A 25,147-nucleotide genomic window follows, 5' to 3' on the forward strand; every position below is an offset into this window, starting at 1 on the left:
CTTTAAGCCATATGTCGACAAAGGAGTGCGTTATGCCTCGATCCTCGCTGATTTTCCTTCCAGTCTTGTTATTCCCGCTTTCACTGCTTGCAGCACCTGAGACGGTTAAGGTCGACGTGCTACAGACAAAACTGGATCACCCCTGGTCGCTGGCGTTTTTGCCAGATAACAAGGGGCTGCTCATCACGCTCAAAGACGGGCAGCTTAAGCACTGGCAGGCAGGAAAAGGGCTCTCCGATCCGATTGTCGGCGTGCCGAAAGTGTGGGCGAGCGGCCAGGGCGGACTGCTGGACGTCGCGCTGGCCCCGGATTTTGCACAGTCACGGCGGGTCTGGCTCAGCTTCGCCGAGGCAGGTAATGATGGCAAAGCGGGTACCGCCGTGGGCTACGGGCGGTTGAGCGATGACCTTTCGCGCATTGAGGGCTTCCAGGTGGTGTTCCGACAGATGCCGAAGCTCTCTACCGGCAACCACTTTGGCGGACGGCTGGTGTTCGACGGCAAAGGCTATCTCTTTATTGGCCTGGGTGAAAACAACCAGCGCCCGACGGCGCAGGAGCTGGACAAGCTTCAGGGCAAGGTGGTGCGCCTGACGGAGGACGGAAAAGTGCCGCCGGATAATCCGTTTGTGAACACCGCCGGTGCGCGCCCGGAAATCTGGTCCTATGGCATTCGCAACCCGCAGGGGATGGCGATGAATCCGTGGAGTGACACGCTGTGGCTCAACGAACACGGACCACGCGGTGGGGATGAGATTAACATTCCTGAGAAGGGCAAAAACTACGGCTGGCCCCTGGCGACGCACGGGATCAATTACAGCGGCCTGAAAATCCCGGAAGCGAAAGGCGAGCACGTTGAGGGCACCGAAAAGCCGTTGTTTGTCTGGAAAGTATCGCCCGCCGTCAGCGGCATGGCGTTCTACAACAGCGACGTCTTCCCACAGTGGAAAAACAAGCTGTTTATCGGCGCGCTGAAGGAGAAAGACGTCATCGTGCTGAGCGTGAAGGGCAATAGCGTGACGGAGGACGGACGCATTCTGGGCGATAAAGATCAGCGTATTCGCGATGTGCGCGTCGGGCCGGATGGCTATCTGTACGTGCTGACTGACGAGACGGACGGGCAACTGCTGAAAGTCAGCCCGTCCAGGTCGTAATCAGGTCACCGGGATCATCACCACGTTGCGATACGCCGGGCGCTCGCTAAGCTGCTGGATCCAGCGCTCCAGGTGAGGGCGCGGGCTCCAGCTAAGACCCATGTTAGTGAGGTTCCAGACGAAGGGGGCGACGGCGATATCGCCCACGCCGAAGGTGTCGCCGGAGAACCAGGCGTGCTTCGCCAGTTCGTCGTCCATCATCGCGAACAGGGATTCGCAGGCGTCCTGGGCGGCATGAATGGCGGGATAATCACGTTCGGCTTCCGGCGTGCGGATCAGCCCCATCAGGATCACCCGGTGCGTGGGGGAAAGCGTCTGGTTTGCCCAGTCCATCCATTTTTCGCCCTGCGCGCGCCGGGCCGGATTTTCCACCCACAGGCGACCCTGGCCGTACTGCGCGGCGAGATAACGCACGATGGTGTTGGACTCCCACAGCGTGGCGTCTGTCTCGTCATCGCGCAGCAACGGCACCAGTCCGTTTGGGTTCATCGCCAGATAGTCGGCGTCTTTATTCACCCCGAACGCCATGCCAGCCATGATTTGATTGAACGGTAAATCCAGCTCCTCCAGCGTCCAGAGCACTTTCTTCACGTTGGTCGAATTGTTCCTGCCCCACAGCGTAATCATATTTACTCCCGATGAGATGTGAATCCGAGTCAGCTTTTCGCCATGGTGAGATAAACCTAACAATTACGCAACAGATGCTAAAAAAAACGCCGCAATCAAAGCGTATCTGAATGTTATTGCATAAACTTTAAAAACTTTACCTGGAACAGGTTTCTTTGAACGCTGTAGTGCGCTATTACTCATCGCTTCTTGCGACACGGTGATTGTGACGTGATTTTTAGAATGGACACTCGGGTGGCATTTATGACGCAAAAAACTTCTTCTCTGCGCAGCCTGGCGGCAGGCTCGGCGCTGCTTTTCCTTTTTGCCCCAACGCTCCATGCGGCGGAACAGACGGCGCCCGAAGCGCCGCCTGTCGATGCGCGCGCCTGGATCCTGATGGATTACGCCAGCGGGAAAGTGCTGGCGGAAGGTAACGCCGACGAAAAACTCGATCCGGCGAGCCTGACGAAAATTATGACCAGCTATGTGGTCGGTCAGGCGTTGAAAGCGGGCAAGATCAAGCTGGATGACATGGTCACCGTCGGCAAAGATGCCTGGGCGACGGGTAACCCGGCGCTGCGCGGCTCGTCCGTCATGTTCCTGAAGCCCGGCGATCAGGTCTCCGTTTCCGATCTGAATAAAGGGGTCATTATTCAGTCGGGAAATGATGCCTGTATTGCGCTGGCCGATTACGTCGCAGGCAGTCAGGACTCATTCATTGGGTTGATGAATGGCTACGCGCAAAAACTGGGTCTGACCAACACCACCTTTAAAACCGTTCACGGCCTGGATGCGCCCGGTCAGTTCAGTACCGCGCGCGATATGGCGCTGCTGGGCAAAGCGCTGATCCATGACGTGCCGGATGAGTACGCCATCCATAAAGAGAAAGAGTTTACCTTCAACAATATCCGCCAGCCTAACCGTAATCGTCTGCTCTGGAGCAGTAACGTTAACGTGGACGGCATGAAAACGGGGACGACCGCCGGGGCCGGATACAACCTGGTGGCTTCTGCGACGCAGGGCGACATGCGCCTGATCTCGGTGGTGCTGGGGACGAAAACCGACCGCATTCGTTTTAATGAATCCGAAAAACTGCTGACCTGGGGTTTCCGCTTCTTTGAAACCGTCACGCCGATTAAGCCGGACGCCACCTTCGTCAGCCAGCGCGTCTGGTTTGGGGATAAAAGTGAAGTGAACCTGGGGGCAGGTGAAGCGGGGTCCGTCACCATTCCACGCGGTCAGCTGAAAAACCTGAAAGCCAGCTATACCCTGACCGAGCCACAGCTGACCGCGCCGTTGAAAAAAGGCCAGGTGGTCGGGACGATAGATTTCCAGCTTAACGGCAAATCCATTGAGCAGCGTCCGCTGGTGGTGATGGAAGCGGTGGAAGAGGGCGGCTTCTTCAGCCGGATGTGGGACTTTGTGTTAATGAAGTTCCACGGCTGGTTTGGCAGCTGGTTTAGCTAGGTTTTTGCCGGGTGGCGCTGCGCTTACCCGGCCTTCGTTTGAGCCGTTGTAGGCCGGGTAAGGCGAAGCCGCCACCCGGCACAACCTCAATACATCAACTTCACCTGCTGCGCCTTTGCATACGACACCAGCTCGTCATCCGGGCGGCAATCACTGACGATGGCGTCAAAGCGCGACAGTTCCCCCATCCTTGCCGGACGAACCTTGCCAAATTTACTGTGATCAACCACCAGCACATGCTGCTGTGCGGCGTTGAGCGCCCACTGTTTCACCGGTAACTCTTCAAGATTAAAACAGGTTGCCCCCTGTTTCACATTCACACCCGCCGCAGAGTAAAAGGCGATATCCGGACATACATTGCTCAGCGTGTCCTGAATATTCAGCGGTTTGAAGATGGCGTTGCTGGCATGAAACTCGCCGCCGCACAAAATCACCCGGCACGCCGGTTTCTCCTGCAAGGCCAGGAAGGTGTTTAGCGAATAACAGACGGCGGTAAAGGGAACGGTGCTGTCGATGGCCTCGATGATCCACGGGGTTGTCGTACCGCAGTCAAAAAACAGCGTTTGATGCGGCTGCACCAGCGAGGCGGCGAGCCGTGCGGCTTTGCGCTTCTCTTCCACCAGGCGTGTTTTTTGATCGCTTAACAGATAATGGCTGGCGCTACGCGGCTCCAGAACAATATACCCGCCAAGCAGCACAACGGGGGCGCTGTCGCTGTTCAGATCGCGACGAATGGTCATTTCAGACACGCCAAGCAGGGTAGCGGCTTCCTTAAGATGCAGCTTATCGCTGCGCTTCAGCGCCTGAAGCAGCTGAGCAATGCGGTCATCGCGACGTGTTTCCATAGATCCTCGGGCTAAAAAAGTGAGCCCCCGCAGGGCGGGGGCTCAAGTGTAACCTGACGGACCGGGGTTAGTCACGTATCCAGCCTTTGCGGATCGGAAGGGCAAACAGAACGCGATAGGCCTGTGATAATCCACGATAAAGCGCCGGACCAAAGAGGCTCCACAGGATGGCTGCGCTGACGCAGCCCATCAGCCCCACCAGGAAACCGCCGACCATATCCAGCGGCCAATGTACGCCCAGGTAGACGCGGGACCAGGCGATAGCGACCGCCACGCCCATCAGCACCATGCCGGACCACAGGCGATGCCAGAACAGGAAGGCCAGCGCAAAGGTGAAGATCACCGTGCCGTGATCGCTCGGGAACGAGTCATCCGGCGCATGGTGCAGGAAGTTGTAGCCGACGTGCTCGACAAACGGACGATCGTGCGGGAAGGCGTGGCCCAGCACGTAGCTTGCCAGCACGCTCACGCCGATCGCCATCGCCATTTTGATCACCAGATGGCGCTGGGCGGTGACCTGTGTACGAGGTCCCCATAACCAGAGGATCACCGCCAGCGCCGGTACAATGCTGATCACATCTTTCGCAATGAAGGTGGCGAGATCGATCATCCATTCCGGTGATGCTGGCGTGGCGTTGAGCAGGTAAAACAGTTCGTAGTTCAGATTTTCTAACATAATCTCGTTACTCTTTAGCAAACCAGGTGGAAACCAGCCCGTAAACCAGCACCTGGGAAAACCAGACCCACCACCCGGCCCACAGGTTGTGAGAGAAAAAATGCGCGCCGCGCATGACCTGCCCGAATCCCATCAGCAGCCCCATAACAACGCCTAACGCGATAAAGGTCCAGGCCAGGCGCGGACGTTCACGCCAGAAGGCAAAAAACAACCCCATCACCATAAACCCGCTTGAGGCGTGGCCGCCGGGAAAGCAGCGTCCTGGTCCGCTGTCTGCCGGAACGGCGCTGAACAGGGGATACGAGACGGCTTTGCCGCCATACTCAACCAGATCCCACGGACAGCTGTGGTGGCTTATGCTTTTCAGCACCCCAACTACCAGCGCCCCCAGCCCCATCAGAAGCGCGGCCGTCACCAGCCGGGCATTGCGTTTGTAAGCGCCGTAAATCAGCGATGCGGCAGCCAGCGCAATGGCCACATATTTCGCCAGCCGATGGTTCAGCAGATCCAGCAGCGGGTTTTGCTGTAGCGGGAAATGGTGCGTCGCCGCGTCATACCAGAAGCCGGTTATCCATCGGTCAAGCGATTCATCGCGCGAAAGCCAGGTAAAAAGCAGCGCAAGGACGATCAGCCCGAAAAGCTGATAACCATAAAAGCGGGCAGGCAAACGGTAAAGGCGTTTTGTCTTATTTGTCGGTAACTTAGATAATTCTGAAGGGCTGACGGCGTGTGTCATAGTTTCGGTCAATAACGTGAAATAGCACTATCATAGGGAGGGCAACTTAAGGAAACCTTAAACAACAACGATAAGTGCTTTATTTCTGTGTTTTCACGTGATTATGCTATCTCAGACAGCGGCAATTCATTACACTCATCGCGATTTTTTCATACTAAAGAGATTGCATGATAAACCGTTCTTCTTCCGGTAATCGTCTCGGTCGTCAGGCGTTACTTTTTCCTCTATGTCTGGTGCTTTACGAATTCTCTACCTACATCGGCAACGACATGATCCAGCCAGGCATGCTGGCTGTGGTTGAGCAGTACAACGCAGGTATTGAGTGGGTACCTACATCCATGACCGCCTATCTGGCGGGCGGCATGTTTTTACAGTGGCTTTTAGGGCCGCTGTCGGATCGTATTGGCCGCCGCCCGGTGATGCTGACGGGCGTGGTGTGGTTTATCGTCACCTGTCTCGCCACGCTGCTGGCGCAGAACATTGAGCAATTCACGCTGCTGCGTTTCCTTCAGGGCGTGAGCCTTTGCTTTATTGGCGCCGTGGGCTACGCCGCTATTCAGGAGTCGTTTGAGGAGGCGGTATGTATCAAAATAACCGCGCTGATGGCGAACGTGGCGCTGATTGCGCCGCTTCTGGGGCCGCTGGTGGGAGCCGCATGGGTCCACGTTGCGCCGTGGGAAGGGATGTTCGTCCTCTTTGCCGCGCTTGCGGCCATCTCTTTCTTTGGGCTGCACCGTGCGATGCCGGAGACCGCCACCCGCCTGGGCGAAAAGCTCTCGCTTAAAGAGCTGGGGCGTGACTATAAGGCGGTGCTGCAAAACGGCCGTTTTGTCGCGGGCGCGCTGGCGACGGGCTTTGTCAGCCTGCCGCTGCTGGCGTGGATTGCCCAGTCGCCGGTCATTATCATCAGCGGCGAACAGCTTAGCAGCTATGAGTATGGCCTGTTACAGGTGCCGATTTTTGGTGCGCTGATTATCGGTAACCTGGTGCTGGCGCGTCTGACGTCGCGCCGTACCGTGCGTTCGCTGATTATTATGGGTGGCTGGCCCATAGCGGCAGGGCTGATTATCGCGGCGGTGGCGACCATAGTCTCGTCTCATGCGTACCTGTGGATGACGGCGGGGCTGAGCGTTTATGCGTTTGGTATTGGCGTGGCGAATGCCGGCCTTGTGCGCCTGACGCTGTTCGCCAGTGAAATGAGTAAAGGCACGGTGTCTGCCGCGATGGGGATGCTGCAAATGCTGATTTTCACCGTCGGTATTGAGGTGAGCAAGCATGCCTATGCTTTCGGCGGTAACGGACTGTTCAGCCTGTTCAATCTCGCAAACGGTGTGCTGTGGGTAGGGCTGATGGTGGTGTTCCTGAAGGACAAACGCGTCGGAAACGCCCTGCAACCGTAATCCTTATTCCCTCTCCCCCGTGGGCGAGCTCGGGACAGTCCCCTCTCCCTGTGGGAGAGGGTTAGGGTGAGGGCACCAGAGCGCACGGAATCAATTAAACGGCGCCCTCCCATCCAGCACCCTATCAATTACGTCCAGCACCCCTTCGTCATTATTGTTCGGCGCTTCATAGCGGGCCACCGCTTTAATATGCGGTCTGGCATTGGCCATCGCGAAGCCAAACCCAGCCTGGCGCAACATCTCCACGTCGTTACCGCTGTCGCCAAAGGCCACCACTTCACTGTCCTCAATGCCCCAGCGCGCTTGCAGGATCCGCAGGCCGTTAGCTTTGTGTACGCCGGGGATAATCAGGTCGATACTGCCGTGTCCCGTGGTCACCGGCACCATGATGTCGCCAAGCTTCTCATGCAGCAGCGCCTGAATGCGCGGAATTTCGTCGTCAGAGACGTTTAGCCCGAATTTGAAGAAAATATCGTTGAGGTTGTCAAAGCTGCTGACGCTTTCAAGGCGGTGATAGTATTTCGCAGCAATCTCTTTGAAGAGGTCGTTATACGTTTTCAGCGTGTAGGCGCTGTTTTTTCCGCAGGCAATTATCTCAATGCCGGGCACGTCGTTTAACAGGGTGGCGACGGTCAGAAAATGCTCTTTCGACAGTTCGCCGTTAAACACGTCTTCGCCCGCATCCACCACCCAGCCGCCGTTTTCGGCAACGAAGGCAATTTCATGGGCGATCTCCGGGAAAAATGAGATCAGCTGGTAGTACTGGTTTCCGCTGGCGACCACAAAACGGATGCCTTGCGCTTTCATGCGCGCGTACTGCGCCAGAAAACGCGCGCGGTTATAGGTTTTCGCATCGCTCAGGAAGGAGCCATCCATGTCGACTGCAATCAGTTTAACGCTCATATCCCTTCTCCATTGACGTTGTTTCTGCTTCCGGTTTTGCCACCGCTCGCGCCACCAGGGCGGCAATAATGACTAACCCTAATACCACCAGCATCGCGCTGCGTAACCCGTAGTGCTCACCGAGGAATCCAAGCAGCGGCGGGCCCACCAGGAAAGCGAGGTAGCCCGTGGTCGCCACGACGCTCACGCGCGTCGGCGCGTCGGGGCCGGTATCGCTGGCAGCGGAAATGGTCAGCGGGAAGCCAAGGGAGGCGCCCAGTCCCCACAGGATCACCGACACGCCGGCAATCCAGTCCACATCCACAAAGATAATCATCGCGATGCCCAGCCCACCCAGCAGGGCGCTGGCACGGACGACAGCCACGCGGCTGTAACGGTCGATAAACCAGCCCCCGGTAAAGCGTCCGACGGTCATGCCGAGCGTGAACCCGGCGTAAATCAGCGAGCCGGAGGTGGGGCTAAATCCGTGCCCGTCTACCATCAGCAACGGTAGCCAGTCGTTGGCGGAGCCTTCAGCAAACGCCATCGCCAGTACCACCACGCCAATCAGCATCAGCTGGAAATCGCGATAGAAGGGCAACCCTTTTGCCGCAGACTTCTGTTCGTCCGAGGCATTTTGTCCTGTGCCAGCGGGAATAGCCCTGATGCCGGTGAGGATCGGGATAATACAGACCAGCGCCGCGAGTAAAATGTGCACATTGGCCGCAATGCCCAGCGCCGTCAGCGCCATCCCTATGCCCGCGCCCGCCAGCGTGCCGAGGCTGTAAAAGCCATGCATCATCGGCAGCACCGTTTTGTTCATCGCCTGTTCAACGGCGGCCCCCTCGACGTTAATGGCCACTTCCGCCGCACCAAAGCTGCCGCCAAATACCATCAGCCCAAGGGCAAACATCAGCGGCGAGGCGAACCACAGCGCCACGCTCAGACCGAGCATTCCCACCACGGCGCAGCACATGGTGGTGCGGATCACCGCGCGCGTGCCAAAGCGTTTCACCAGCCAGGCCGAGCAGAGGATGCCGCTCATCGAGCCAATCGACAGGCCAAACAGCACGATCCCCATCTCCGCCGTCGAAACGGATAGCGTATCGCGGATTGCCGGGGTGCGCGTTGCCCAGGAAGCCATCAGCAGCCCGGGGATGAAGAAGAACATAAATAGCGCCCACATGCGCAGATGCAGGGCTTTGCGAGGAGAAGTTAGCGTCATTGGGATCAGCACCAGAAGTACAACAATAGCGACAACACTAGCAACTTTGTGTACATTTGTACATAAACCGGATGAGGATTTTATGAGCAGACCACCGAACGACCCTAACCGCCGCGAGAAGATACTCCAGGCGACGCTGGACACCATTGCTGAGCACGGTATTCATGCCGTCACGCACCGCAAAATTGCCACCTGCGCAGGCGTGCCGCTGGGGTCGATGACCTACTATTTCGACGGGATGGAGTCGCTTCTGGAGGAGGCATTCACGTGGTTTACGCAGCAGATGTCTCAGCAGTACCGGGATTTCTTCGCGGGGGTTACGGGGCGCGAGAGGGCGTGCGAGGCCATTACCACGCTGATCCACAGTTCAGCCGTGACCACGCCACACAATATGGCGCTGATGTATCAGCTGTACGCGTTTATGCACCGCAGCGCCGCGCTGAAAACGGTGATGCAGGACTGGATGAAGATGAGCCAGGCTACGCTGGAGCAGTGGTTTGATCCGGCCACCGCCCGCGCGCTGGATGCGTTTATCGAGGGGATGACGCTGCATTTTGTGACCGATCGGTCGCCGTTAACCCGGGAGGAGATCCGGGTAATGGTGGGGCGGATTGCAGGCGAGGATACCGTCTGATAGCACTCGCCCCGGCTACGCTTATTGTCGGGAGATTTTTTTCCCGCTGGCGTCAACGACGACTTCGCCATCTTCCTTTGTAAATGCCCCTTTTTGCGCGTCCGGAAGGATGTCGAGAACGACTTCAGAAGGACGGCACAGACGGGTGCCCAGCGGTGTCACCACAATCGGACGGTTAATCAGGATGGGGTATTGCAGCATGAAATCGATAAGCTGGTCATCGGTGAAATTTCCCCCGGCAAGGCCCAGTTGCTCATAAGGCTCGACGTTTTTGCGCAGCAGATCGCACACGGAAATCCCCATGTCTGCAATCAGCCTGGTCAGTTGATCGCGTGACGGCGGGTTTTCCAGATAGAGGACAATCTCTGGTTCCGTACCGCTGTTGCGGATCATCTCCAGCGTATTGCGCGACGTGCCGCAGGCAGGGTTGTGATAAATGGTGATGTGGCTCATATCAGTGACTCATTATGGTGTGAAGGAGAGACGTAGCGCGAGTGCGGCGAGCGTCACAAAGAGAACCGGCAGGGTCATTATGATGCCCGTCCTGAAGTAGTAGCCCCAGGTAACAGTCATGTTTTTCTGTGCCAGCACATGGAGCCAGAGCAGGGTAGCCAGACTTCCTATGGGGGTAATTTTCGGCCCCAAATCGCAGCCAATCACGTTAGCGTAAATCATCGCCTCTTTAACCAACCCTGTTGCAGCACTACCCTCAATGGAGAGCGCGCCAATCAGCACCGTTGGCATATTGTTCATTATGGATGACAGGAAGGCGGTGATAAATCCGGTTCCCAGCGTGGTGACCCAGAGTCCGTATCCGGCTAAGTGATCAAGAACGCCTGAAAGAGACTCCGTCAGCCCGGCGTTGCGCAGGCCATACACCACCAGATACATCCCCAGCGAGAAGATAACAATTTGCCACGGCGCGCCGCGCAGCACTTTTCCAGTGTTAATGGCGTGCCCGCGTTTAGCAACGGCAAACAAAATCAGCGCGCCAGTTGTTGCGATAGCGCTGACCGGGATACCCAGAGGTTCAAGCACAAAGAAACCGACAAGCAGTAGCAGCAGCACGATCCAGCCCGTTCTGAACGTTGGCAGGTCGTGAATGGCCCGTGCGGGCTCGCGGAGTTTTGCCTGGTCATATTCGGGGGGAATTTCTTTTCGGAAGAACAGATGCAGCATCACCAGCGTTGCGGCAATCGCAGCGATATCAACCGGGATCATCACCGAGGCGTATTCGCTGAAGCCCAGCTTAAAGAAGTCCGCCGACACAATGTTGACCAGGTTGGAGACAATCAGCGGCAGGCTGGCGGTATCGGCGATAAATCCCGCCGCCATCACGAACGCCAGCGTAGCCTGCTTGCTGAACCCCAGCGCCAGCAGCATAGCGATGACGATAGGGGTGAGGATCAGCGCCGCGCCGTCATTGGCAAACAGCGCCGCCACGGCTGCGCCCAGCAGCACGATCCAGGTAAACAGCAATCGCCCGCGACCGTTTCCCCAGCGGGCAACGTGCAGCGCGGCCCACTCGAAAAAGCCGGACTCATCCAGCAGCAGGCTGATAACGATAACCGCGATAAACGTTGCCGTCGCATTCCAGACGATATTCCACACCACAGGGATATCGTTAATGTGGATAACGCCGCTCATCAGCGCCAGCGCGGCGCCAATGGTCGCGCTCCAGCCGATGCTGAGCCCTCTGGGTTGCCAGATGACCAGCACCAGTGTGAATAAAAAAATCGCTCCTGCCAGAAACATCTTTTACTCCATTATATCTGTTATTGTGAATATGTTTTGGTCAGCACGAGCCCGGAAGTCGGTTTTTCAGCTTCATACGCGTCTCTTCCCGCAGGCAGTTCCAGCTGGTGTCGATAACGGTTGCCGCCCATGCAGGCATGTTGGGAGAGAGACGGTAGTAGATCCACTTACCCTCGCGACGGTCGATGGCCAGCCCGGCCTCGCGCAGTAAGGCCATGTGGCGGGAGACTTTCGGCTGCGGCTCGTTGGTAGCGGAGCAGAGATCGCAGACGCACAGCTCGCCCGCTTCACGCAGAAGCATGACGATGGAGAGGCGCGTTTCGTCGGAGAGGGTTTTGAAGAGCTGAACGGGGTGAAGCATCTGGCGATCCTGCGTGGTTTTTGTCATATGCATTAAATCATATATGTTTGTGGCGAGTGAGGGAAGGGCAATAAGGGCAAATAAATGCCCTTAAAGAAGTACTTTTATTTTACGCCGTAGTGCGTTCGTTCCAGGCGTCACTGTGCTGGATGTTCCCATCAACAATGCGCCAGGTGATCTTCTCATACTGCAAGCTGACGCTTTCGACGTGGTTAATTTTATCGTTGGCCGCGATTTTCACATTAGGTACGCTACAGTTAACCCCAGTCACCTTCACGTTCTCCATGAAGACTGTGTAATAGCACACTTCCTGACCGGCATCGTTAATATGATAGAACTTAATTTCTGCGCTTTTTAGCGCCTGGCCAGTGGCGGCAGCTTTATAAAGATATGGGGTAGAACTATCCACCTCCTTTTCGATCCTCATAGAAGAGTGCTGTCGTGTACCGGTAATCGCTCCATTTGCGCTGTTAACCGGAAGATTGATACCGTGACTTAAACCGATTATCTCAATGCTTCCTTCGCGGTCCTGAACATCTACTGAGCCTTTGATATCTGCGCCGCCGTCGTCTTTGAGCCACATATAGGGAGGGATTGGCATATTATTTTTTCCTTATTTTATTGAATAACTTCATTGTTAAGAGATAGAAAACCGTTGTGAGAGTAAACAGGATTAAAATATCGGTGTTTATATATGTTTCGTACATTGTTTCCGCATTCACATCACCATAGATGAAGCCGCAAATAGCAGTTGCAACATTATGATTAATATAATCTGTTGAAGGACCCAGCGTGCGTCCTAGCGGAAAGCTAATTAACACAAACCAGACGGCCTTAAGCAGTCTTGATCCCCATTTACGGGCAAGTGTAGCTATATCCACCGTCAACAACCTCAATACAGCCGCGAGCCATAAGTGAACGCATACATGGAACCTGAATAAGCTCTGTGTTCATAAGAGCGTTACGGATTAATGCATAATCGGAGTTATGAGCGATTGTTATACACCCTTCTGACACTGTACCGGGATGGAGTCTGAACAGCCCGCGATAGACGTGATCAACCCATGCTCCATCGTCGATTCCCCAATCATCCTTATATAAAGCAAACCACTCATCACGGCCAAATTCCGCACCGGATCTTATTTTGTTCCATTGGTCCTGAACATGAGCTTTTAATGAGGATAAGAAACCTCCTGAGCCTCGATCAACAATCCAATATTTACCTGGGGGAATTGGGCCTGCACCTTGTATTGCGCCACAAGTTCCTTGATTACGGTAAGTTCCCTGACCGGAATGCGCCATAAAGATGCCAACCCCATATAAATTAAATGGGGCGTAGTCAGCACCATTTAGCGTCATTGTTCCATTTATAGCCATACATACCAACCCTTCTTGTCACCGTTGGATTTTATCTTCGGCATGGTCGTCATCTTTAATCCAAATACTGCTGCTGAAAAGTCCATCTCTGTTAATTCCATCATTTACATTTATTCGCCGTAGCATATGCCCGCAGATGAGATGAAAATTCAAACCTGATCATGTTAAACCCAATGAATCTGTTTTTAGGAAATTGACCAAGTAAATTTTAACCAAGTAATAGAAATGACTTACGAAAGTTCCCACACTGCCAGGACGATTTTATTAGCCATTAGCAATAACGGTTGAAATGAAACTGATGTTCTTGCGCATCCTTTCAGAAACATTTGATGTGCGACAGTTAACCTTATTTCCTGATCTTGATGGTTTTTGTAAAGCGTCCACTGAGCATGTTAAGAGGTGGGATAACGAAAGATGGTGATACATGTATTTTTTAGTCGCCATTTTGCCGCCACTGGGCTTGATGATGCAATATAACCTATTGATTTTAATGTTAATAAAATTCAGGCAACAAAAAACCCATCAACCTTGAACCAAAACGGCGGGGTTGATGGGCTCCACAAATTGGGGACATCAAAGAAAAGCAGTGGCACTAGTTATGACTGCACCCTGCGTAAAAAGTTCTGCGCGTAACGAAAATTTTTTCAGCCACACGCAAACTTGAGATTTATCCGAGTCCTGGCCAGATAATGATGATCAGCGTACCCGCCAGCGTCAGCAGCACGTTGGCGATTGCGTACGTGCCTGCATAGCCCAGCGCCGGGATATTGCTGCGCGCGGTGTCGCTGATGATCTCCATCGCCGGTGCGCAGGTGCGCGCGCCCATCATCGCGCCGAAGAGCAGGGCGCGGTTCATGCGCAGCACGTAGGCGCCGAACAGGAAACAGATCACCACCGGTACCAGGCTGACGATAAGTCCGGAAACCAACATTTGCCAGCCGACCGCGCCCAGGCCGTTGCCAATGCCGCTCCCGGCGCTTAAGCCGACACCCGCCATAAAGACCATCAGACCGAACTCTTTCACCATATTCAGCGCCCCCTGAGGGATATAGCCGAAGGTGGGATGGTTCGCTCGCAGGAAGCCCAGCATGATCCCGGCGAACAGCAGACCGGCTGCGTTACCAATGCCGAAGCTAAAGTTGCTGAACTGGAAAGTGATCATCCCGATCATCAGGCCGACAATGAAGAAGGCGCAGAAGGCTAACAGGTCCGTCACCTGGCTGTGGATCGAGATAAAGCCGATACGGTCGGCAACGGTTTTAACCCGTCGGGCATCGCCGCTGACCTGCAACACATCGCCTTTATTGAGCACCACGTTATCGTCGATAGGCATTTCAATCTGGCTGCGGATCACGCGGTTGAGGAAACAACCGTGGTCGGTCAGCTTCAGCTGTGCCAGACGGCGGCCCACGGCGTTGTGGTTTTTCACCACAATCTCTTCGGTGACGATACGCATGTCCAGCAGGTCGCGGTCAAACACCTCTTTCCCGTTGCGGAAGCTCGGATCGAGACGCGCGTGGGCGTCCGGGTAGCCAACAAGGGCGATGTCATCGCCCATCTGGAGCACCGCGTCACCGTCCGGGTTTGCCAGAATGCCGTTACGACGGATACGTTCGATGTAGCAGCCGGTCTGACGGTAGATCCCCAGCTCGCGCAGGTTTTTCCCGTCGGTCCAGGCAACCAGCTCCGGCCCGACGCGGTAGGCGCGGATCACCGGCAGGTAAACTTTACGTTTGGAGTCCGTGTCCAGGCCGCGCTCGCGGGCGATGGTCTGGGCGCTGGTCTGGAGATCCTGATGCTGAAGTTTTGGCAGATAGCGCGCGCCAACAATTAGGCTCACCAGACCAATCAGATAGGTCAGGGCATAGCCCAGACTCAGGTTGTCCAGCGCGGAGGAAAGCTGCGTGCCTGCCATGCCAGAATGACGAAGCGTATCCCCCGCGCCAACAAGCACCGGCGTGGAGGTCATCGAGCCTGCCAGCATACCGGCCGTTAAGCCGATGTCCCAGCCAAACAGTTTGCCCAGCCCTAACGCAATCAGCAGGGCGCTGCCGACCATCACCAGCGCCAGCATCAGGTAATTTTTGCCGTCTCGGAAGAAAATGGAAAAAAAGTTCGGACCGGCTTCCACGCCTACGCAAAAAATAAACAGCATGAAACCTAAGTTAAGCGCGTCCGTGTTAATACTGAAATGTTGTTGACCTAATAACAGGGAGACGACTAAAACGCCAATGGAATTACCAAGTTGAACTGAACCCAGGCGTAATTTACCCAGACAAAGGCCCAGCGCCAGTACCACAAATAATAACAGGATGTAATTCCCATTTAACAAGTCTGCGACGTTTATATTCACGGAGGCTAACTTCTTGTTTACCAGTAAGTTGTTGAATGAAAGGACTATTTGGGCTACTGTTTTCAGAGTCAGGGAATCACTTTGCATCTCCCTGCTTCCTGATAAATACCCTAAACACTAGCAGTCGGTTAGTTTAATCGTAATAGCTACCGACAGCCACCTATTATCGCACGACTTTTGTGCGTGCTTTGGCAAGGATTGCCGCATTGCTTTATCTGACTGGGCGTCCACCGGACGATTTTTGTATTTGATAGAGATAAGTCAGGAGGATAGTTTGAACTTTAAACGAAACTGGGCTGGCGTAATCAGCTGTTTTTTGCTGTTTACGGTCGTTTGCATGTCGCTCGCTTTTAACGTGAAAGGCGCCTTCAGAGCGTCCGGTCATCCCGAGCTGGGCCTGTTGTTCTTCATCCTGCCGGGGGTAGTCGCCGGTTTTCTCTCGCGTAAAGGCGAGGTGGTGATGCCGCTTATTGGGGCAATGCTTGCGGCCCCGCTCTGCCTGCTTCTGATGCGCGTGCTGTTTCTCTCGTCGAGAAGCGTCTGGCAGGAAGTGGCGTGGCTACTGAGTGGCGTTTTCTGGTGTGCGCTGGGCGCGCTCTGTTTCTTATTTACGCGCAGCCTGCTGCAACAGCGGAAGCACCGTAAATAAAAACGCCCTCAGGGTGAGGGCGTCTTCGCATTACTGAGCCGCAAACAGGCCCAGGTGTTCTTTGGCGTAGGCCTCAAAATCGGTGCAGCCGCCGATGTGTTTCTGATCGAGGAAGATCTGCGGCACGGTTTCAACCGGTTTACCCACGGTTTTTTCCAGATCGGCTTTAGTGATGCCTTCCGCGTGGATATCCACGTAACGGAAGTTGAAATCATCACGTTCTTCAGTCAGTTTCTCTGCCAGCTCTTTCGCGCGTACACAGTAAGGGCATCCTGGACGACCAAAAATTACTGCAAACATTTCTCTCTCCTCAAAAAACAAGCCTGACGGCGAATGGCGCCTATAGTGCACGATAACCTGCCGTCATGGAAAGAAGGTTTCACCTGTCACTTTGATACAGTCAGGCTATGTTTCGCCAATTACATCAGGTGGATCATTGCCTATACTGGCTGCCATACGTTTTACGCAACACAAAGAGAGACAAAATGACGCCAACCATTGACCTGCTTCGTTCCCACCGTTCCATTCGCCATTTCACCGATGAGCCGATTACCCAGGCGCAGCGGGAAGCAATCATCGACAGCGCAAGAGGCACCTCCAGTTCCAGCTTTTTGCAGTGCAGCTCCATTATCCGCATCACCGATCCGGCGATGCGTGAGCAGCTGGTAACGCTGACGGGCGGACAAAAGCACGTTGCCCAGGCGGCTGAGTTCTGGGTGTTCTGCGCCGATTTTAACCGTCATCTGCAAATCTGCCCCGAGGCCGAGCTGGGGCTGGCGGAACAGCTGCTGCTGGGCGTGGTGGATACGGCGCTGATGGCGCAAAACGCGTTCACGGCGGCGGAATCGCTGGGGCTTGGCGGCGTCTATATTGGCGGGCTGCGTAACAACATCGAAAGCGTGACGGAACTGCTGAAGCTGCCGAAACACGTGCTGCCGCTGTTTGGTCTGTGCCTCGGCTGGCCGGCAGATAACCCGGATCTGAAGCCGCGCATTCCTGCTGCGATGCTGGTGCATGAAAACCACTACCAGCCGGTCGACCAGGACGTTCTGCATCAATACGATGAAGAGCTGGCGAACTACTATCTGACGCGCGACAGCAACAACCGCCGCGACACCTGGAGCGACCATATTCGTCGCACCATCATCAAGGAGAACCGCCCGTTCATTCTTGATTACCTGCACAAACAGGGCTGGGCAACGCGGTAGTCCATTCCTCCTGCGCCTCGTGTATGATAGGCAGGCTTTTACCATGTCTTTAGAGAGGTGCAGGGTGAAAATTGCCATATTGTCCCGGGATGGAACGCTCTATTCATGTAAACGCCTGCGAGAAGCGGCGGCGAAACGCGGACATCAGATTGAGATCCTCGATCCGATGTCCTGCTATATGAACATCGACCCTGCGGCATCGTCGATTCATTACAAAGGCCGCAAACTCCCGCATTTTGATGCGGTGATCCCCCGCATTGGCTCCCAGATCACCTATTACGGTACGGCTGCGCTGCGCCAGTTTGAAATGCTGGGAAGCTATCCGCTCAACGAGTCCGTGGCGATCTCACGCGCCCGCGATAAGCTGCGCTCGCTGCAACTGCTGGCGCGCCAGGGGATCGATCTGCCCGTCACCGGGATTGCCCACTCCCCGGACGACACCAGCGATTTAATCGACATGGTGGGCGGTGCGCCGCTGGTTATTAAGCTGGTGGAAGGTACGCAGGGTATTGGGGTGGTACTGGCGGAGACGCGTCAGGCGGCGGAAAGCGTGATCGACGCGTTTCGCGGTCTGAATGCCCATATTCTGGTGCAGGAGTATATTAAAGAGGCCAACGGGTGCGACATCCGCTGCTTTGTGGTGGGCGATGAAGTGGTGGCCGCCATAGAGCGGCAGGCAAAAGAGGGCGACTTCCGCTCTAACCTGCACCGCGGCGGTATCGCGCGGGTGGCCCTTATTAGCGAGCGCGAGCGCGAGATTGCTGTGAAAGCAGCGCAGACGCTGGGCCTGGACGTGGCGGGGGTCGATCTGCTGCGTGCCGGGCGCGGGCCGCTGGTGATGGAAGTCAACGCCTCGCCGGGGCTGGAAGGGGTGGAAAAAACCACAGGCGTCGATATTGCAGGTAAAATGATCGCATGGATTGAACGCCATGCGACGCCGGGATTTTGCCTGAAAACGGGCGGTTAAATGGATCGGCGCGCACTTTTTGCGTAATCTGGACAACGTTTTTATTTAAGAGGCTGCACAGCGATGGATTTACAGGTCGTACCTACACTGGATACGTTACGTCAATGGCTCGATGATGCCGGTATTACTTTCTTCGAATGCGACTCCTGCCAGGCGCTGCATCTGCCTCACATGCAAAATTTCGATGGCATTTTCGATGCCAAAATCGATCTGATTAACGACGTGATCCTGTTCTCGGCGCTGGCTGAAGTAAAGCCTTCTGCGCTGCTGGCGCTGGCGTCTGATCTGTCAGCGATCAACGCCAGTTCTTTGACGGTGAAAGCGTTTCTCGACATACAGGATGATAATCTGCCAAAGCTGGTGGTTTGCCAGTCTTTATTCTCCGGCGCGGGGCTCTCCTTCAAGCAATTCGCCTGGTTTATGCGCCTGAGCGAAGAGCAAATTTCAATGGTAATGATGGAAGCCAACGCACATCACCTGCTGTATAGCGCGGAAGATGATGCCGAGAATAATGATGCATCTCCCAATTTTCTCCACTAAGCCTGTCTGACTTTTGCGCAGTCGCTGCCAGAGCGGCTGCATAACACCGTTTTTTCTGCTGCTTTTAACCTTTCTTTAAAGAGTTTTTCACCTCCTCTCCGGCCGTTTCGGCTTATCACGTAGACATAATCTGCATAAAAAATTGATAAAAGGCGTTTTTTCGTCTGGGCTATAGCCGGAGACACGGGCTACAGTTATTCTTGCGGTGCTTAAAAAAGCGAGCGGAACCTGCCGGGAAGAGGGGGGTATTTTATTTCGGGCAGAGCGACAAACTATGCATGATTATTGCATATCTTCAGGCTGCACAGTTTTGGTTCGTTTGTTAACGAACTTTCAGAAGGAATAACAATATGATCGCCTTGAATAAAAAATGGTTATCGGGTCTGGTTGCGGGTGCACTGATGGCCGTCTCTGCCGGCACGCTCGCTGCGGAACAAAAAACGCTGCACGTCTATAACTGGTCTGACTATATTGCGCCGGACACCGTCGCGAATTTTGAAAAAGAGACCGGCATTAAGGTTGTCTACGACGTATTCGATTCCAACGAAGTGCTGGAAGGCAAACTGATGGCGGGCAGCACCGGTTTCGATCTGGTGGTGCCGTCGGCAAGCTTCCTGGAGCGTCAGCTGACCGCCGGTGTCTTCCAGCCGCTGGACAAGAGCAAATTACCGAACTGGAAGAACCTCGATCCGGACGTGCTGAAGCTGGTGGCGAAGCACGATCCGGAGAATAAATACGCGATGCCTTACCTGTGGGCGACAACCGGTATTGGCTATAACGTGGATAAAGTCAAAGCGGCGCTGGGCCCGGACGTCAAGCTGGACAGCTGGGACGTGGTGCTGAAGCCGGAAAACCTCGAGAAGCTGAAAAGCTGCGGCGTCTCTTTCCTCGATGCGCCGGAAGAGATTTTCGCCACCGTGCTTAACTATCTCGGCAAAGATCCAAACAGCAGCAAGGCCGACGACTACACCGGTCCGGCGACCGACCTGCTACTGAAGCTGCGTCCGAATATTCGCTACTTCCACTCCTCTCAGTACATCAACGACCTGGCTAACGGGGATATCTGCGTGGCCATCGGCTGGGCGGGCGATGTCTGGCAGGCGGCGAACCGCGCGAAAGAGGCCAAAAACGGCGTGAATGTTTCCTACTTCATTCCGAAGGAGGGGGCGCTGGCGTTCTTCGACGTCTTCGCGATGCCGGCTGATGCGAAAAATAAAGAGGAAGCGTATCAATTCCTCAACTACCTGATGCGTCCGGAGGTGATTGCCCACATCAGCGACCATGTCTACTACGCCAACGGTAACAAGGCCTCCGTGCCGCTGGTGAGCGAAGAAATCCGCAATAATCCGGCGATCTATCCGCCAGCCGATGTGTTTGCCAAGCTCTTCACCCTGAAAGTGCAGGAACCGAAAATTGACCGTGTGCGTACCCGCGCGTGGACCAAGGTGAAAAGCGGTAAGTAACGGCGTTTGATATCGTTGCCCGGTGGCGCTGTCGCTTACCGGGCCGACAGATCCCGTAGGCCGGGCAAGCGTTAGCGCCGCCCGGCGATGCGCACCCTGACGGTGCGTTTGCACCAGTGTTGATCTATGCCGGAGAGCACCCCGTGAATGACGCTATCCCCCGCCCGCAGGCGAAAGTCCGTAAAGCGCTGACCCCGCTTCTTGAAATTCGTAACCTCACCAAATCCTTCGACGGCCAGCATGCCGTGGACGATGTCAGCCTGACGATCTACAAAGGTGAAATTTTTGCTTTGCTCGGCGCATCGGGCTGCGGCAAATCAACACTGCTGCGTATGCTGGCAGGCTTTGAACAGCCTACCGCCGGGCAGATCGTGCTGGATGGGGTAGACCTCTCCAGCGTGCCGCCGTACCAGCGGCCCATAAACATGATGTTCCAGTCCTATGCCCTGTTCCCGCACATGACCGTTGAGCAGAACATCGCCTTCGGTCTGAAGCAGGACAAACTGCCGAAAGCCGAAATCACCGCGCGCGTGGCAGAGATGCTGAGCCTGGTGCATATGCAGGAGTTTGCGAAGCGTAAGCCGCATCAGCTTTCCGGCGGCCAGCGTCAGCGCGTGGCGCTGGCAAGAAGTCTGGCGAAGCGTCCAAAATTATTACTGCTCGACGAGCCGATGGGCGCGCTGGATAAAAAGCTGCGCGACCGGATGCAGCTGGAAGTGGTGGATATCCTCGAGCGCGTGGGGGTGACCTGCGTGATGGTGACTCATGACCAGGAAGAGGCGATGACCATGGCCGGGCGCATTGCGATCATGAATCGCGGTAAGTTCGTGCAGATCGGCGAGCCGGAAGAGATCTATGAACACCCGACAACCCGCTACAGCGCGGAGTTCATCGGCTCGGTAAACGTCTTCGAAGGGCTACTGAAGGAACGCCAGGAAGACGGTCTGGTGATTGAATCGCCGGGGCTGGTGCACCCGCTGAAGGTTGATTCTGATAACTCCGTAGTGGACAACGTGCCGGTTTACGTTGCCCTGCGCCCGGAAAAAATCATGCTTTGCGATGAGCCGCCCGCCGATGGCTATAACTTTGCCGTGGGCGAAGTGGTACACATTGCCTATCTCGGCGATCTGTCGATTTACCATGTGCGCCTGAAAAGCGGCCAGATGCTCAGCGCCCAGTTACAGAACGAACACCGGTATCGCAAGGGACAGCCAACCTGGGGCGACGAAGTGAGCCTCTGCTGGGATGCGGACAGTTGCGTAGTCCTGACGGTATAAGGAGCGGTCATGAGCACACTTGAACCTCCAGCCCGCGTCAAAAAACCGGGCGGTTTCGCGCTCTGGCTGGCGCGCATGCAGATGGCGCATGGCCGCAAGCTGGTCATCGCCATGCCCTATATCTGGCTGATCCTGCTGTTTCTGCTGCCGTTCCTGATCGTCTTTAAGATCAGCCTGGCGGAGATGGCGCGGGCGATCCCACCGTATACCGATCTGTGGGAGTGGGCCGACGGCCAGCTGACGCTGACCGTAAACCTCGGTAATTTCCTGCAACTGACCGACGATCCGCTCTATTTCGAAGCCTATTTGCAGTCGTTACAGGTGGCGGCTATTTCAACGATCTGCTGTTTGTTGATGGGCTACCCGCTGGCGTGGGCAGTGGCGCACAGCAAGCCGTCGACGCGAAATATTTTACTGCTGTTGGTTATTTTACCGTCGTGGACGTCGTTCCTGATCCGCGTGTACGCGTGGATGGGGATCCTGAAGAATAACGGCATATTGAATAATTTCCTGCTGTGGCTTGGGGTCATCGACCAGCCGCTGACGATCCTGCACACCAACCTTGCGGTGTATATCGGGATTGTCTATGCCTATCTGCCGTTTATGGTGCTGCCGATCTATACGGCGCTGACGCGAATCGATTACTCGCTGGTGGAAGCCTCGCTGGATCTCGGCGCACGCCCGTTGAAGACTTTCTTCAGCGTCATTGTGCCGCTCACCAAAGGCGGGATCATCGCCGGATCGATGCTGGTGTTTATCCCGGCGGTCGGGGAGTTTGTGATCCCGGAACTGCTCGGCGGCCCGGACAGCATCATGATTGGCCGCGTGCTGTGGCAGGAGTTCTTCAATAACCGCGACTGGCCGGTGGCCTCGGCGGTGGCGATCGTCATGTTACTGCTGCTGATCGTGCCGATCATGTGGTTCCACAAACATCAGCAGAAACAGATGGGAGACCACGGATGAACAACTTACCGGTAGTACGCTCCCCGTGGCGAATTGCGATCCTGATTATCGGCTTTACCTTCCTGTATGCGCCAATGCTGATGCTGGTGATCTACTCGTTCAACAGCTCTAAGCTGGTCACCGTCTGGGCGGGCTGGTCCACGCGCTGGTACAGCGAGCTGTTCCACGATGATGCGATGATGAGCGCGGTGGGGCTGAGCCTGACCATTGCGGCGCTGGCGGCGACGATGGCCTGCGTGCTGGGCACGATTGCCGCGCTGGTGATGGTGCGCTTTGGCCGTTTCCGCGGGGCGAATGGTTTCGCGTTTATGATCACCGCCCCGCTGGTTATGCCGGACGTCATCACCGGCCTGTCGCTGCTGCTGCTGTTTGTCGCGCTGGCGCACGCCATCGGCTGGCCAGCGGATCGCGGGATGCTCACCATCTGGCTGGCACATGTCACCTTCTGTACGGCGTATGTGGCGGTGGTGATCTCCTCGCGGCTGCGCGAGCTGGATCGCTCCATTGAAGAGGCGGCGATGGATCTCGGCGCAACGCCGCTGAAGGTCTTTTTCATCATCACGCTGCCGATGATTATGCCGGCGGTGATCTCCGGCTGGCTGCTGGCGTTCACGCTCTCGCTCGACGATCTAGTTATCGCCAGCTTTGTGTCGGGGCCGGGCGCGACGACGCTGCCGATGCTGGTCTTCTCCAGCGTGCGGATGGGGGTGAATCCGGAGATCAACGCCCTGGCGTCCATCATCCTTGGCGTGGTCGGAATTGTCGGATTTATCGCCTGGTATTTGATGGCGCGCGCGGAAAAACAGCGTGTGCGCGATATCCAGCGTGCAAGACGCGGCTGAAGGAATTACTATTTCCAGTGATGTGCCGCGTATGACGCGGCACTGTTTTTCAGGGAAGTAAAAACATTGGGATTCTTACAAAAAACACGTCATTCGCACGCTCGTCCGAACGTCCCTGCACTGGTGCAGGTGGCGGCGCTCGCCATTATTATGATCCGCTGCCTGGATGTGCTGATGATAATGAACACGCTGGGTCCGCGCGGAATGGGGGAATTTATTCACCGCAGCGCGCAGACGTGGAATCTGACGCTGGTGTTTCTCAGCAGCCTGATGCTGGTGTTTATTGAGATCTACTGTGCGTTCTCGCTGGTGAAAGGACGTAACTGGGCGCGCTGGGTGTATCTGCTTACGCAGATCACCGCCGCAGGCTACCTGTGGGCCGCCTCGCTGGGCTATGGCTATCCGGAGCTGTTCAGCATACCCGGTGAGTCGCGACGCGAGATTTTCCATTCACTGGTGATGCAAAAACTGCCGGATATGCTGGTGCTCTGCCTGCTTTATCTCCCGGCTTCCAGTCGGCGGTTCTTCCGCCTGCAATAATGTGTATAATCGCAGCCCTCGTGTTTCTTAAGGTTTTCATATGCAGTGCGCACTCTATGACGCCGGACGCTGCCGCTCCTGTCAGTGGATAGAACAGCCGGTCTCTCAACAACTCACCGCCAAAATGGCCGACCTGCAACAGCTGCTGACAGCACATGCGGTGGGCGAGTGGTGCGCACCCGTCAGTGGCCCGGAACAGGGCTTTCGCAATAAAGCCAAAATGGTGGTCAGCGGCAGCGTTGAAAAGCCGCTGCTGGGGATGCTGCACCGCGACGGCACCCCGGAAGATTTAACCGACTGCCCGCTGTATCCCGCCTCGTTTGAGCCGGTGTTTAGCGCGCTGAAACCGTTTATCGCCCGGGCGGGGTTAACGCCCTATAACGTTGCCCGCAGGCGCGGCGAGCTGAAATACCTTTTGCTGACCGAATGCCAGATCGACGGCGGGATGATGCTGCGCTTTGTGCTGCGTTCGGAAAACAAGCTGGAGCAGCTGCGCGCGGCGCTTCCGGGGTTGCAGGAACAGCTTCCGCAGCTCAAGGTTATCACCGCGAATATTCAGCCGGTGCATATGGCGATCATGGAAGGGGAGAAAGAGATTTTCTTCACCGAACAGCATGCGCTGGCGGAGAGCTTTAACGGCGTGCCGCTGTGGATCCGTCCGCAAAGCTTCTTTCAGACTAACCCCACCGTCGCCAGCGCGCTGTATGCCACCGCGCGCGACTGGGTGCGTGCGTTACAGGTTCATCACATGTGGGATCTGTTCTGCGGCGTCGGCGGCTTTGGCCTGCACTGTGCCACGCCAGACATGCAGCTCACCGGAATTGAGATCTCCGCCGAAGCGATTGCCTGCGCGAAGCAGTCCGCCGCAGAGCTGGGGCTGACGAATCTGCACTTCCAGGCGCTGGACTCGACCCGGTTCGCCACCGGACAGGGCAACGTGCCGGAGCTGGTGCTGGTGAACCCGCCGCGCCGGGGTATCGGCCAGGCGCTCTGCGACTACCTGAGCCAGATGGCGCCGGAGTACATTGTCTACTCCAGCTGTAACGCGCAGACCATGGCGAAGGATATCGCCAGCCTGCCGGGCTACCGCATTGCGCGCGTTCAGCTTTTCGATATGTTCCCCCATACCGCCCATTATGAAGTGTTGACGTTGTTAACCAAAGCGCAGGCCGGGTAAGGCGAAGCCGCCACCCGACATAAACCCCGCACAATGTTCAACAAAATGTG

27 protein-coding genes are annotated in these 25,147 nt (G+C 55.8%); 14 read left to right on the forward strand and 13 right to left on the reverse strand.

From position 1 onward, the window contains the following. The first annotated feature begins 32 nt into the window (after nucleotides 1–32). Entirely contained in the window at nucleotides 33–1,151 is a 1,119-nt protein-coding gene (locus L463_RS11430) for a PQQ-dependent sugar dehydrogenase (RefSeq protein WP_017384889.1), read from the forward strand. Here L463_RS11430 and L463_RS11425 read toward each other — a convergent pair whose 3' ends face one another. Next, on the reverse strand, nucleotides 1,152–1,778 hold the full coding sequence (locus tag L463_RS11425; protein ID WP_023296183.1) for a glutathione S-transferase family protein: 627 nt from the start codon (nucleotides 1,776–1,778) through the stop codon (nucleotides 1,152–1,154). It lies immediately after the preceding gene. A gap of 243 nt (nucleotides 1,779–2,021) precedes the next feature. Between L463_RS11425 and dacC the strand changes: the two genes are divergently transcribed. After that, on the forward strand, nucleotides 2,022–3,227 hold the full coding sequence (dacC, locus tag L463_RS11420; protein WP_023296184.1) for a serine-type D-Ala-D-Ala carboxypeptidase: 1,206 nt from the start codon (nucleotides 2,022–2,024) through the stop codon (nucleotides 3,225–3,227). Between the two features lie 86 nt (nucleotides 3,228–3,313). On the opposite strand, the gene deoR is transcribed toward dacC, so the two are convergent. The 3 genes from deoR to L463_RS11405 form a co-directional block, all read right to left on the reverse strand. Then, on the reverse strand, nucleotides 3,314–4,072 hold the full coding sequence (gene deoR, locus L463_RS11415; RefSeq protein WP_017384886.1) for a DNA-binding transcriptional repressor DeoR: 759 nt from the start codon (nucleotides 4,070–4,072) through the stop codon (nucleotides 3,314–3,316). A 67-nt stretch (nucleotides 4,073–4,139) separates the two neighbouring features. Further along, nucleotides 4,140–4,748 carry an undecaprenyl-diphosphate phosphatase gene (ybjG, locus tag L463_RS11410; protein ID WP_023296185.1) on the reverse strand — a complete coding sequence of 203 codons (609 nt, stop codon included), beginning with the start codon at nucleotides 4,746–4,748 and terminating at the stop codon, nucleotides 4,140–4,142. Between the two features lie 7 nt (nucleotides 4,749–4,755). Beyond that, nucleotides 4,756–5,484, reverse strand: coding sequence for a phosphatase PAP2 family protein (locus L463_RS11405; protein ID WP_023296186.1), 729 nt, complete (start codon nucleotides 5,482–5,484; stop codon nucleotides 4,756–4,758). Nucleotides 5,485–5,651: 167 nt separating this feature from the next. On the opposite strand from L463_RS11405, the gene L463_RS11400 reads away from it, so the two are divergent. Continuing rightward, nucleotides 5,652–6,884 (forward strand): MFS transporter, encoded by a 1,233-nt coding sequence (locus L463_RS11400; protein WP_023296187.1) that lies wholly within the window; start codon nucleotides 5,652–5,654, stop codon nucleotides 6,882–6,884. A gap of 90 nt (nucleotides 6,885–6,974) precedes the next feature. Here L463_RS11400 and L463_RS11395 read toward each other — a convergent pair whose 3' ends face one another. Together L463_RS11395 and L463_RS11390 are read right to left on the reverse strand one after the other, a co-directional pair. Further along, nucleotides 6,975–7,787: a Cof-type HAD-IIB family hydrolase gene (locus tag L463_RS11395; RefSeq protein WP_015571023.1), complete on the reverse strand. Its 813-nt coding sequence runs from the start codon at nucleotides 7,785–7,787 to the stop codon at nucleotides 6,975–6,977. Next, a complete protein-coding gene (locus L463_RS11390) occupies nucleotides 7,777–8,991 on the reverse strand; it encodes an MFS transporter (protein ID WP_017384883.1) in 1,215 nt (404 codons plus the stop codon). The genes L463_RS11395 and L463_RS11390 overlap by 11 nt, the downstream gene beginning before the upstream one ends. Nucleotides 8,992–9,073: 82 nt before the next feature. On the opposite strand from L463_RS11390, the gene L463_RS11385 reads away from it, so the two are divergent. Next, nucleotides 9,074–9,625: a TetR/AcrR family transcriptional regulator gene (locus L463_RS11385; RefSeq protein WP_015571021.1), complete on the forward strand. Its 552-nt coding sequence runs from the start codon at nucleotides 9,074–9,076 to the stop codon at nucleotides 9,623–9,625. 21 nt (nucleotides 9,626–9,646) lie between these two features. Here the strand turns inward: L463_RS11385 and arsC are convergent, their stop codons facing one another. From arsC to L463_RS11355, 6 genes are all read right to left on the reverse strand, one after another. Continuing rightward, nucleotides 9,647–10,078: a glutaredoxin-dependent arsenate reductase gene (arsC, locus tag L463_RS11380; protein WP_023296188.1), complete on the reverse strand. Its 432-nt coding sequence runs from the start codon at nucleotides 10,076–10,078 to the stop codon at nucleotides 9,647–9,649. 12 nt (nucleotides 10,079–10,090) lie between these two features. Beyond that, nucleotides 10,091–11,380, reverse strand: coding sequence for an arsenic transporter (locus L463_RS11375; protein WP_023296189.1), 1,290 nt, complete (start codon nucleotides 11,378–11,380; stop codon nucleotides 10,091–10,093). A 40-nt stretch (nucleotides 11,381–11,420) separates the two neighbouring features. Continuing rightward, nucleotides 11,421–11,741, reverse strand: a complete 321-nt coding sequence (locus L463_RS11370; RefSeq protein ID WP_015571018.1) for a metalloregulator ArsR/SmtB family transcription factor — start codon at nucleotides 11,739–11,741, stop codon at nucleotides 11,421–11,423. A 109-nt stretch (nucleotides 11,742–11,850) separates the two neighbouring features. Further along, nucleotides 11,851–12,342, reverse strand: coding sequence for an Hcp family type VI secretion system effector (locus L463_RS11365; RefSeq protein WP_017384881.1), 492 nt, complete (start codon nucleotides 12,340–12,342; stop codon nucleotides 11,851–11,853). 254 nt (nucleotides 12,343–12,596) lie between these two features. Further along, entirely contained in the window at nucleotides 12,597–13,118 is a 522-nt protein-coding gene (locus L463_RS23515; protein WP_023296191.1) for a DUF2778 domain-containing protein, read from the reverse strand. Nucleotides 13,119–13,785: 667 nt separating this feature from the next. Then, nucleotides 13,786–15,471 carry an aspartate:alanine antiporter gene (locus L463_RS11355; RefSeq protein ID WP_026080732.1) on the reverse strand — a complete coding sequence of 562 codons (1,686 nt, stop codon included), beginning with the start codon at nucleotides 15,469–15,471 and terminating at the stop codon, nucleotides 13,786–13,788. A 274-nt stretch (nucleotides 15,472–15,745) separates the two neighbouring features. Here L463_RS11355 and L463_RS11350 point away from each other — a divergent pair, with 274 nt between their 5' ends. Next, nucleotides 15,746–16,120, forward strand: a complete 375-nt coding sequence (locus L463_RS11350) for an inner membrane protein YbjM (protein WP_017384878.1) — start codon at nucleotides 15,746–15,748, stop codon at nucleotides 16,118–16,120. 30 nt (nucleotides 16,121–16,150) lie between these two features. Here L463_RS11350 and L463_RS11345 read toward each other — a convergent pair whose 3' ends face one another. Beyond that, on the reverse strand, nucleotides 16,151–16,420 hold the full coding sequence (locus L463_RS11345; RefSeq protein ID WP_006809455.1) for a GrxA family glutaredoxin: 270 nt from the start codon (nucleotides 16,418–16,420) through the stop codon (nucleotides 16,151–16,153). Nucleotides 16,421–16,605: 185 nt separating this feature from the next. Between L463_RS11345 and nfsA the strand changes: the two genes are divergently transcribed. The 9 genes from nfsA to rlmC all read left to right on the forward strand — a co-directional run bounded on the left by nfsA (nucleotide 16,606) and on the right by rlmC (nucleotide 25,097). Then, nucleotides 16,606–17,328 carry a nitroreductase NfsA gene (nfsA, locus tag L463_RS11340; RefSeq protein ID WP_015571015.1) on the forward strand — a complete coding sequence of 241 codons (723 nt, stop codon included), beginning with the start codon at nucleotides 16,606–16,608 and terminating at the stop codon, nucleotides 17,326–17,328. 64 nt (nucleotides 17,329–17,392) lie between these two features. Then, nucleotides 17,393–18,295: a 30S ribosomal protein S6--L-glutamate ligase gene (gene rimK, locus L463_RS11335; RefSeq protein ID WP_017693733.1), complete on the forward strand. Its 903-nt coding sequence runs from the start codon at nucleotides 17,393–17,395 to the stop codon at nucleotides 18,293–18,295. A 63-nt stretch (nucleotides 18,296–18,358) separates the two neighbouring features. After that, on the forward strand, nucleotides 18,359–18,835 hold the full coding sequence (locus tag L463_RS11330; RefSeq protein ID WP_003858385.1) for a YbjN domain-containing protein: 477 nt from the start codon (nucleotides 18,359–18,361) through the stop codon (nucleotides 18,833–18,835). Between the two features lie 350 nt (nucleotides 18,836–19,185). Next, the gene (potF, locus tag L463_RS11325) at nucleotides 19,186–20,298 is read left to right on the forward strand and encodes a spermidine/putrescine ABC transporter substrate-binding protein PotF (protein ID WP_015571013.1); all 1,113 of its coding nucleotides are present in this window, start codon (nucleotides 19,186–19,188) and stop codon (nucleotides 20,296–20,298) included. A 143-nt stretch (nucleotides 20,299–20,441) separates the two neighbouring features. Further along, entirely contained in the window at nucleotides 20,442–21,575 is a 1,134-nt protein-coding gene (gene potG, locus L463_RS11320; protein WP_006809449.1) for a putrescine ABC transporter ATP-binding subunit PotG, read from the forward strand. A 9-nt stretch (nucleotides 21,576–21,584) separates the two neighbouring features. After that, the gene (potH, locus tag L463_RS11315) at nucleotides 21,585–22,538 is read left to right on the forward strand and encodes a putrescine ABC transporter permease PotH (RefSeq protein ID WP_017384875.1); all 954 of its coding nucleotides are present in this window, start codon (nucleotides 21,585–21,587) and stop codon (nucleotides 22,536–22,538) included. Then, on the forward strand, nucleotides 22,535–23,380 hold the full coding sequence (gene potI / locus L463_RS11310) for a putrescine ABC transporter permease PotI (protein WP_003858378.1): 846 nt from the start codon (nucleotides 22,535–22,537) through the stop codon (nucleotides 23,378–23,380). The genes potH and potI overlap by 4 nt, the downstream gene beginning before the upstream one ends. 42 nt (nucleotides 23,381–23,422) lie before the next feature. After that, entirely contained in the window at nucleotides 23,423–23,920 is a 498-nt protein-coding gene (locus tag L463_RS11305) for a YbjO family protein (RefSeq protein WP_085929694.1), read from the forward strand. A 40-nt stretch (nucleotides 23,921–23,960) separates the two neighbouring features. Further along, nucleotides 23,961–25,097, forward strand: coding sequence for a 23S rRNA (uracil(747)-C(5))-methyltransferase RlmC (gene rlmC, locus L463_RS11300; protein ID WP_023296193.1), 1,137 nt, complete (start codon nucleotides 23,961–23,963; stop codon nucleotides 25,095–25,097). The last annotated feature ends 50 nt before the right edge of the window (nucleotides 25,098–25,147 follow it).

It is taken from the genome of Enterobacter sp. BIDMC 27 (assembly GCF_000534415.1).
GTDB lineage: Bacteria > Pseudomonadota > Gammaproteobacteria > Enterobacterales > Enterobacteriaceae > Enterobacter > Enterobacter hormaechei_C.

Coding starts and splice junctions, on each gene's coding strand:
- L463_RS11430 (WP_017384889.1), top strand. CDS start 33: ATGCCTCGATCCTCGCTGATTTTCCTTCCAGTCTTGTTATTCCCGCTT.
- L463_RS11425 (WP_023296183.1), bottom strand. CDS start 1,778: ATGATTACGCTGTGGGGCAGGAACAATTCGACCAACGTGAAGAAAGTG.
- dacC (WP_023296184.1), top strand. CDS start 2,022: ATGACGCAAAAAACTTCTTCTCTGCGCAGCCTGGCGGCAGGCTCGGCG.
- deoR (WP_017384886.1), bottom strand. CDS start 4,072: ATGGAAACACGTCGCGATGACCGCATTGCTCAGCTGCTTCAGGCGCTG.
- ybjG (WP_023296185.1), bottom strand. CDS start 4,748: ATGTTAGAAAATCTGAACTACGAACTGTTTTACCTGCTCAACGCCACG.
- L463_RS11405 (WP_023296186.1), bottom strand. CDS start 5,484: ATGACACACGCCGTCAGCCCTTCAGAATTATCTAAGTTACCGACAAAT.
- L463_RS11400 (WP_023296187.1), top strand. CDS start 5,652: ATGATAAACCGTTCTTCTTCCGGTAATCGTCTCGGTCGTCAGGCGTTA.
- L463_RS11395 (WP_015571023.1), bottom strand. CDS start 7,787: ATGAGCGTTAAACTGATTGCAGTCGACATGGATGGCTCCTTCCTGAGC.
- L463_RS11390 (WP_017384883.1), bottom strand. CDS start 8,991: ATGACGCTAACTTCTCCTCGCAAAGCCCTGCATCTGCGCATGTGGGCG.
- L463_RS11385 (WP_015571021.1), top strand. CDS start 9,074: ATGAGCAGACCACCGAACGACCCTAACCGCCGCGAGAAGATACTCCAG.
- arsC (WP_023296188.1), bottom strand. CDS start 10,078: ATGAGCCACATCACCATTTATCACAACCCTGCCTGCGGCACGTCGCGC.
- L463_RS11375 (WP_023296189.1), bottom strand. CDS start 11,380: ATGTTTCTGGCAGGAGCGATTTTTTTATTCACACTGGTGCTGGTCATC.
- L463_RS11370 (WP_015571018.1), bottom strand. CDS start 11,741: ATGCTTCACCCCGTTCAGCTCTTCAAAACCCTCTCCGACGAAACGCGC.
- L463_RS11365 (WP_017384881.1), bottom strand. CDS start 12,342: ATGCCAATCCCTCCCTATATGTGGCTCAAAGACGACGGCGGCGCAGAT.
- L463_RS23515 (WP_023296191.1), bottom strand. CDS start 13,118: ATGGCTATAAATGGAACAATGACGCTAAATGGTGCTGACTACGCCCCA.
- L463_RS11345 (WP_006809455.1), bottom strand. CDS start 16,420: ATGTTTGCAGTAATTTTTGGTCGTCCAGGATGCCCTTACTGTGTACGC.
- nfsA (WP_015571015.1), top strand. CDS start 16,606: ATGACGCCAACCATTGACCTGCTTCGTTCCCACCGTTCCATTCGCCAT.
- L463_RS11330 (WP_003858385.1), top strand. CDS start 18,359: ATGGATTTACAGGTCGTACCTACACTGGATACGTTACGTCAATGGCTC.
- potF (WP_015571013.1), top strand. CDS start 19,186: ATGATCGCCTTGAATAAAAAATGGTTATCGGGTCTGGTTGCGGGTGCA.
- potH (WP_017384875.1), top strand. CDS start 21,585: ATGAGCACACTTGAACCTCCAGCCCGCGTCAAAAAACCGGGCGGTTTC.
- potI (WP_003858378.1), top strand. CDS start 22,535: ATGAACAACTTACCGGTAGTACGCTCCCCGTGGCGAATTGCGATCCTG.
- rlmC (WP_023296193.1), top strand. CDS start 23,961: ATGCAGTGCGCACTCTATGACGCCGGACGCTGCCGCTCCTGTCAGTGG.